Annotated in this window: 3 protein-coding genes; 2 read left to right on the top strand and 1 reads right to left on the bottom strand. The window is 72.8% G+C overall.

The annotated features are described in order from the left end of the window. The first annotated feature begins 90 nt into the window (after positions 1-90). Positions 91-1830, top strand: a complete 1740-nt coding sequence (locus BZL64_RS35930) for a protein phosphatase 2C domain-containing protein (protein ID WP_086773234.1) — start codon at positions 91-93, stop codon at positions 1828-1830. A 75-nt stretch (positions 1831-1905) separates the two neighbouring features. Continuing rightward, on the top strand, positions 1906-3648 hold the full coding sequence (locus BZL64_RS35925; RefSeq protein ID WP_086773236.1) for a pyruvate dehydrogenase: 1743 nt from the start codon (positions 1906-1908) through the stop codon (positions 3646-3648). A gap of 9 nt (positions 3649-3657) precedes the next feature. Here the strand turns inward: BZL64_RS35925 and BZL64_RS35920 are convergent. Next, a partial coding sequence (locus tag BZL64_RS35920; RefSeq protein WP_244205737.1) for a transcriptional regulator occupies positions 3658-4649 on the bottom strand: 992 nt, incomplete at its 5' end.

Below are 4649 nucleotides of genomic sequence, written 5' to 3'. Positions count from 1 at the left end.
GCCGCTCGCACATCTGTTCCCCGTGTGGGTGCCGACGCATTTTCCCGATGCCCCGTTTCCCCGCGGCCCTCGCGGTGGACAATCAGGGACATGAGCCAGCAGGGGGGAAGGCCCACCGGTCACGAGGACGACTGGTGGGGCCAGTTGTACGACGACACCACCGAGGACACCGGCCCCACGGCCGCCGCGGACTCGCTGGACGACAGATTCGCGTCGGCGTCGGGGACGGTGCGATCGGGTGCCCCGGCCGAAGCGGATCCCGTTGGTCCGGCACCGGGTGAGGCGCCGGGTGCGCCACCGGCCTCGGTGCCGAGGCCGCGCCGGGAGCCGACCGAGCGGGCCGACTGGTGGGCGGGGACGGGGGAGCCGACGGGACAGCAGCCGCAGCCGCCGTCGGCCGAGGCGGCCGATGACAGCCCGCCCCACAGTCCCCCGGACCGTCCTTCAGAACCGACCGGCGTCCCGCGCGGCCCCCTGCCCCCAGGCTTCGACGAACAGGAACCGCAGGGCTCCGCCCCTCCCGGCCGTACGTCCCCGCAGGCGGCCCCCCACCCGGCTCAGCCCGAGACCCCGCCGGTCCCGTCGCAGCCGGCCACATCCGCCGTATCTGCCCCATCGGTACCGTCCACCCCGACGGCCCCACCCTTCCCGAAGGCTCCGCCCGGAACCCCGCTCCACGACCTCGACGACCCGAGGGCGCCCAAGCCTCCGGACCCTCCGAACCGTCCGAGGGACCCGAGCGACTGGATCACCGCGGCTCCCACCACGCCACCTCAGCCACCTGAGCCACCCCAGCCACCCGAGCGACTCCAGCCAGCACAGCCACCGGAGCCCCACAGGCCACCCCAGCCGCACGGGCTGCCCCCGGCCAAGCCCTATCTCGGGTCCGGGCCGCCGACCTACGACGCCGAGCCGACCGCGCTGCCGGCCGCCGATCCGGACGGGCTGGACGATCTGGTCCCGGACACCGTCCTGGACGGAGCCCGGTACGGGGCCTGCACCTTGCGGGCCGCGTCCGTGCGCGGGGACTCCGCGCGCTACCGGGGCGAGCCGCGCCGCGACGCGTTGCTCACCGCCCGTTTCGGCACCGGCGAGCAGGCGCTGATCCTGGTCGCTATGGCGACCGGCGCCCGCGCCACACCGGGCGCGCACCGGGCAGCCGCCGAGGTGTGCCACTGGATCGGCCGGGCCGTGGGCCGCAGCCAGGTCCGGCTCGCACAGGACATGCGGGCCGCCCGGCGAGGGGACCTGAAGTCGGGGCTGCACCGCCTCACCGACCGCAGCCTGGGCAGGCTCCGCGCCAGCGCCACCGAACAGGGCCTGGACCCCGAGGAGTACGCGGCGGGCCTGCGCTGCCTGCTGCTGCCGGCGGACCCGGCCTGCCGGGTGCGGGTCTTCTTCGGCGTCGGCCCCGGTGGACTGTTCCGCCTGCGGGACGGCGAGTGGCGCGACATCGAGCCGCCGGTCGGCGAGGTCGCCGGCGAGCCGGTCGTCGGCTTCGGTGCGCTGCCCGCCGAGACCCCCGAGGGCGACCGGCTCACCATGGACTTCGGTATCCCGACCCCGCCGAGTCCTTACGAGCCGGCCCCCGGGCCGCCCCGCGAGCCCTTCCGGTTCCGGGCGTCCGTCGCCCGCCCGGGTGACACTCTGCTGATGTGTACCGAGGGCCTCGCCGAACCGCTCCGCGGCGAGCCGGAACTGCCCGCCCACCTCGTCCGGCGGTGGTCCGCGCCGTCCCCGCCGGGCCTCGCCGCGTTCCTCGCCGACACCCAGATCCGGGTCAAGGGGTACGCGGACGACCGTACGGCGGCGGCCGTGTGGGAGGCGTGAGACGGGCGGCTGTGGATTGATGGAACCCGGAGGAATCCGAAGCAGTCACGGAGACCGAAGGGGCAGATGAGCACCATGGCCAAACAGAACGTCGCCGAGCAGTTCGTCGACATCCTCGTCCGCGCCGGCGTGGAACGCCTCTACGGCGTCGTCGGCGACAGCCTGAACCCGGTCGTCGACGCCGTCCGCCGCAACTCCGCCATCGACTGGGTGCACGTCCGTCACGAGGAGAGCGCCGCGTTCGCCGCCGGTGCGGAGGCGCAGGTGACGGGCAAGCTGACGGCCTGCGCCGGATCCTGCGGACCGGGCAACCTGCACCTCATCAACGGCCTGTACGACGCCCACCGCTCCATGGCGCCGGTCCTCGCCCTCGCCTCCCAGATCCCCTCCGGCGAGATCGGCCTGGGCTACTTCCAGGAGACCCACCCGGACCGCCTCTTCCAGGAGTGCAGCCACTACAGCGAGCTGATCTCCAGCCCCAAACAGATGCCCAGACTGCTCCAGACCGCCATCCAGCACGCGGTCGGCCGCAGCGGAGTCAGCGTCGTCTCCCTCCCCGGTGACATCGCCGCCGAACCCGCGCCCGAGAAAGCGGCGGAAACCGCTCTCGTCACGTCACGTCCCACGGTCCGCCCCGGTGACGCCGAGGTCGACGAGCTGGTCCGGCTGATCGACGCCGCCGACAAGGTCACCCTGTTCTGCGGCAGTGGCACCGCGGGCGCGCACGCCGAGGTGATGGAGTTCGCGGAGAAGATCAAGTCACCGATCGGCCACGCGCTGCGCGGAAAGGAATGGATCCAGTACGACAACAGGTTCGACGTCGGGATGAGCGGCCTCCTCGGTTACGGCGCCGCCTACGAGGCCACCCACGAGTGCGACCTGCTGATCCTGCTCGGAACCGATTTCCCCTACAACGCCTTCCTGCCCGACGACGTCAAGATCGCCCAGGTCGACGTGCGGCCCGAGCACCTGGGCCGGCGCTCCCGACTGGACCTCGCCGTGTGGGGCGACGTACGCGAGACCCTGCGCTGTCTGATCCCGCGCGTGAGGGAGAAGGAGAACCGGCGTTTCCTCGACAAGATGCTGAAGAAACATGCCGACGCGCTCGAAGGGGTCGTCAAGGCGTACACCCGCAAGGTGGAGAAGCACGTTCCCATCCACCCCGAGTATGTGGCCTCCGTCCTCGACGAACTCGCCGACGAGGACACCGTCTTCACGGTCGACACCGGCATGTGCAACGTCTGGGCGGCCCGTTACATCACGCCCAACGGCCGCCGTCGCGTGATCGGTTCCTTCTCCCACGGCTCGATGGCGAACGCGCTTCCCATGGCGATCGGCGCGCAGTTCACCGACCGGGGCCGGCAGGTCGTGTCGATGTCCGGCGACGGCGGATTCGCCATGCTGATGGGCGACTTCCTCACCCTCGTCCAGTACGACCTGCCGGTGAAGGTCGTCCTCTTCAACAACTCCTCGCTCGGCATGGTCGAGTTGGAGATGCTGGTCGCCGGACTGCCCTCCTACGGAACCACGAACAAGAACCCGGACTTCGCCGCCGTCGCCCGCGCCTGCGGTGCCCACGGCGTGCGCGTGGAGAAACCGAAGGATCTCGCCGGGGCTCTCAAGAGCGCTTTCAAGCACAAGGGTCCGGCGCTCGTCGACATCGTCACCGACCCCAACGCGCTGTCCATCCCGCCGAGGATCAGCGCCGAGATGGTGACCGGGTTCGCCCTGTCCGCCTCGAAGATCGTGCTGGACGGCGGGGTCGGCCGCATGGTCCAGATGGCCCGCTCCAACCTGCGCAACGTGCCGCGCCCCTGACGGGGCCCCCTACTGGTACGGCGTCCACCGGCGCGTGGAGGTGTCGTACATGTACCGGGGCAGACCCGCGATGCTCCTGGTGCGGAACGGACGGCCGTGGTCGTCGACGCGGACCGTGCCGGTGCGGCCCTCGGAGGACCAGTCGAGCTCCAGGTACCAGGAGCAGTCGCAGCCCTGCGTGCGCGCGGTGACCAGCAGCACCTCCGGGTCCGTCGAGGACACCCGGTACGGCATCCGGACCGCGGGGATCGGCGTGCCGGTGTCGTTGCCGGCGACCGGACGGGCGATCGGGCGGTCCCGGTCCAGGTCGACGGCGAAGTGGCGGGGGCTGATCGAGCCGCCGCAGCCCTGGTCCATGGCGTACACGTTGCCGGGGGCCGGGTCCGCGCGGCCGGTCACGCGGACGCGGAGCGCCGTCAGGACGACGGCCGTGGTGCTGCGGCCCTGCACGGTGATCTCCACGACGGTCTCCCGCCCGTGCACGGCGCCCTGGGCCGCCGCCCACGGTCCGGCGTCCTGCGCCGCCGGGGGCGGCGGGACCCTGGCGGGCGGCTGGGCGACGACGTAGTCGTGACCGCAACCGAGGGCCCAGGCCTGGGAGTCGGCGGTCCAGGTCAGCGGAACCGTCGTGTCCCCCGGCGCGGTGCCCGCGGACGTGGACGGCTCCGGCGTACGCGGTGTGGGCGAGTCGCCACCGGGCGTGGGGGAGGGGGAGGACGAGCGGTTCGGGGAGGCCGTCGGCGAGGGACGCGGGGCCGCCGGGGCCGTCGTACGGGCGGGTGCGGAGCCGGACGTGTCCGCCGAGGACGACGGCGAGGGAGAGGAGGCCGACGGCGAGCGGTCGGCCGGGAGCGCGGACAGTGTGCCGAGCGTCGCGAGCAGCGCGCAGGTGACGGCGGCGAGCAGCGCGGTCCGCCGACGCCGGTACCAGGGCCGGGCGGGCCCGCCGCCCAACCCGACATCCGGTAGCACCGCCTCCGGTAACGCACTTTCCGGTACTG

The sequence above is a fragment of the Streptomyces bobili genome, assembly GCF_002154575.1.
Lineage (GTDB): Bacteria > Actinomycetota > Actinomycetes > Streptomycetales > Streptomycetaceae > Streptomyces > Streptomyces bobili.
This window is presented reverse-complemented; position numbering and strand designations above follow the sequence as displayed.